At 32.3% G+C, this 3,573-nt stretch carries 2 protein-coding genes; one reads left to right on the top strand and one right to left on the bottom strand.

Annotated elements, in window-relative coordinates:
* Positions 1 to 375: 375 nt before the first annotated feature.
* Positions 376 to 1,305 (bottom strand): bestrophin family protein, encoded by a 930-nt coding sequence (locus AFK68_RS05695; RefSeq protein WP_094671946.1) that lies wholly within the window; start codon positions 1,303 to 1,305, stop codon positions 376 to 378.
* A gap of 1,170 nt (positions 1,306 to 2,475) precedes the next feature.
* On the opposite strand from AFK68_RS05695, the gene AFK68_RS05690 reads away from it, so the two are divergent.
* Positions 2,476 to 3,336 (top strand): HIT family protein, encoded by an 861-nt coding sequence (locus tag AFK68_RS05690; RefSeq protein ID WP_094671945.1) that lies wholly within the window; start codon positions 2,476 to 2,478, stop codon positions 3,334 to 3,336.
* The last annotated feature ends 237 nt before the right edge of the window (positions 3,337 to 3,573 follow it).

The following is a 3,573-nucleotide window of genomic DNA, read 5'->3' as shown; positions in this document are numbered from 1 at the left end:
ACCTTCTTTCAATCCCTTGAAGCATTACCGCTTTTAGATTTTAGTCACTTCGCGTGCTCTGTTAATAATTATTTTACTCTCCAGTCTCTTATCGTATGTTGCTAAGAAAGCATTTATAAAGTAAATATTAAGGGAAAAATATTGCTATTTGGTGGATTACGGCGTACCTTAAACCACGAAAAATTACAGTCATAAGCCCGCCTAAGTCACCCTACAAGGGCTTAAGTTTTTGTTTGTAAACGGTCTCTAATTAACTCTACTTCTGAAGGTTGAAACTGCACTTAAATTAAAATCATTATGACAAATAAACAAATAAATAGTATGACAAAAGTTACATCTTTTTTCTATTCCCTATTTCCTATTTCCTATTTTCTACTAAGTAATTTGCTGCAAACTAACCAACCCCTGCCATAATTCTGAGTTATTGAAAGAACCAGAGTTGATGAGTTCCTGAATATCTTCTGTCATTTTGGTTGCAATATTATCTAAGGGCAAGTCATTATAATCGTAACCGAAAGGATTTTCTATTTCTAAACCTATGGCTTCAACTCCTAAGAGAGCAAAACTAATAGTGCCTGCTACGGGAATTGTCCACCAACTTAATTCGGCGACAAATTGAAAAGGAGTAGCAAAGCAATAAATTAGTAATAAATGTTTCAAGTGAATAGAATAAGCTTTAGGAATAGGAGTAGAGGCAATTCGTTCACAACCACCAAAATAAATATAAATTTCTTCAATCTGTTTATTCCAATTTATTAAGGTTAATTGATTAATCGAATTATTTTTGGCAAGTTCATCAAAATATGTTGCTAACCATTTAGTGATTTGTAGAGAAATATTCTTAGTTCTAGACAATTGTAGATACTGAATTTCAGAAATATAGCTTTTAATTTCTTCATTAACTTTCTCCTGCCGAAGTTGAAGTTTAATCGCCATAAATAGAGCAATCAATAGTTGAATATGATAGATTTTTTTGCTGTAATCTTCACTATTATTTTCTGGCACAAAAACCATTATGTTTTTTGCCATAATGCAGCAATTTTTAGCAATTAACCCGATTAATTTTCGACCTTCCCAATAGCGGTCATAAGCAGTATTTGTTCTAAACACTAACAATAAACCTAGGACAATTCCAGGGATAATACTACCTAAAATTGGCTGACTCATTGGCAAATTATTACCATGAGCTATCGTCACTCCCAGTGCAAATATCATAATTACTAATACTCTCGTCCAAATATTAGGAATGACTGAACTTTTAAAGTCGAAAACCATATAAAACCAGCTTCTTTCTCGATAATTCATTAGTTTAACCTTGAACCTTGAAATTAATAAAAACGAGAGAATAGGGAATAGAAAGTAGGAGANTTACTAATACTCTCGTCCAAATATTAGGAATGACTGAACTTTTAAAGTCGAAAACCATATAAAACCAGCTTCTTTCTCGATAATTCATTAGTTTAACCTTGAACCTTGAAATTAATAAAAACGAGAGAATAGGGAATAGAAAGTAGGAGAATGAGAGAAGTTGTTCTTTGAAAGGGAATTGAAGCAACTATCAAAAAACATTTCACCTCATGGGGTGACAAGTACCCCAATGATTTTGATAGATTCAAATAAATCCCGTCTCTTTATCCTTGTTATCCTTGGTGAGAAAGACTTGATATTTTATTTATCAGTAATTATTGGAATTTGAGATTAGTTCTAGGAATATTTATGTTGAGAATATTTGACAGTCTTAAGCATAAATATTTCAATAATTGTAAAAGCTAAATTATGTGAACAAGTAGATTTTTGCTCCCTGGTCACTTAATAAATTAAATATAGCAATTCCCCAAAAGCGTGAGGTACAAAATTTTAGGTTTGAGGGAACACTTAACTGGGAACAGGGAACAAAAAGACAAAAATACAACTGTACCTCATAAGCTTGGGAAACGCTATATTGCCAATAGACTAATTATCAAAAATCTAATTCATTCTAATAACTAATACTATACTATCTTTAGTTAAATACCTATAAATAATAGAAATCTCCAATAATAAAAAGTAAAATCAATTATCCCACTCTTATTCATCAATTCTTTCCCCCTACTCCCTACTCCCTACTCCCTACTCCCTACTCCCTACTCCCTACTCCCTACTCCCTCTTTTCTGGAAATGTCTAATAGATAATAAGGAATAGAGATAAGAGTAGGGGTAATTCATGAATTGCCCCTACAAGAATATTTGGTAGTGGTATATCAAGTAGTGATATTCTCAAAAAAAATTTAGTAGGCAAGCAAATACTATTCCTTTAAAAGGAGCGAATTAATTTATATTTTTGTTGGCTGTTGCCTATTCCCTATTCCCTGCCTTAATAATAAATCACTACATCTATAGGATTACCGAATATTTTACTTATCACTGATAATTCAAACTTGATATAAATTATCTTATAATTATTGTATTCTGCATTACTCCATCGCAAAAGTATCCTTGTTTACCAATCAACAATCAAACAAATATACTCACCTTACTGCTAAAGAGCGTAAATTTATCTCATTTCCAGCTCAACTAATGCTAGAGAAAAATTTGCTAGTAGGTAAAATTCTTGATTTTGGCTGTGGTTGGGGTAATGATGTTAAATTACTAAAACAAAAAGGCTTTGATATTACTGGTTACGACCCTTATTATTTTCCTGAATATCCCCAGGGAAAGTTTGATACTATCCTTTGTTTTTATGTCTTAAATGTTTTGTTTGAACAACCGCAATTAGAAGTTTTGATGGAAGTTTCTCAGTTATTACATTCTGGAGGCAAAGCTTATTATGCTGTGAGAAGAGGTTTGAAGCGGGAGGGTTTTCGAGAACATTTCATACACAAGAAACCAACTTATCAATGTTTAGTGAATTTACCTTTTAAATCTATTCACGTTGATGAATTGTGTGAAATTTATGAATATATTCATTATAATCAGCAAAAAAATTCGGAAAACAAATGTTTATTTTGTAACCCTCGGAAAAGTCTACAATTAATTACAGAGTCAGCAAGAGCTTATGCAATTCTTGATGGCTATCCAGTGACAAAAGGGCATACATTAATTATTCCGAAGCGTCATCTAGCAAATTATTTTGAGTTGCCTATAGAGGAACAATTAGAATGTTGGTTGATGGTAAATCAGGTACAGAAAATTTTACAGGAAAAGTATCAACCTGACGGATTTAATGTAGGGATAAATGTTAATCGTGCTGCAGGACAAAAAATGATGCACTGCAATATTCATGTTATTCCTAGATATCAAAAGAATGAGTTAGAAATTAAGGGGGGAATGAGATTTGTTGTTCCTCGCGATCGCTGAAAATCTATAGTATATTTAGTTGAATAAAAAGTCATGTGTATGGGCGAGCAACCCCAGCTAAATTTTATGATATCAGAATTTTGGTGAGGATGCAACCTTATATTCTTATTAGGCGCGATTTTTTTAAGAGCTTCATAAAATGAAAATTAAACTATAACGTTACAGTTTTTGGATTTTAGAGGAATTATCTGAGTGGGGAATCTCTGAGGAAAATTTGGCTGGAGAATGAAAGAAACT

It is taken from the genome of Hydrocoleum sp. CS-953 (assembly GCF_002260545.1).
Lineage (GTDB): Bacteria > Cyanobacteriota > Cyanobacteriia > Cyanobacteriales > Microcoleaceae > Trichodesmium.
The sequence above is the reverse complement of the archived record's forward strand: the minus strand, read 5'-3'. Positions and strand labels throughout refer to the sequence as shown.

Coding starts and splice junctions, on each gene's coding strand:
- AFK68_RS05695 (WP_094671946.1), bottom strand. CDS start 1,305: ATGAATTATCGAGAAAGAAGCTGGTTTTATATGGTTTTCGACTTTAAA.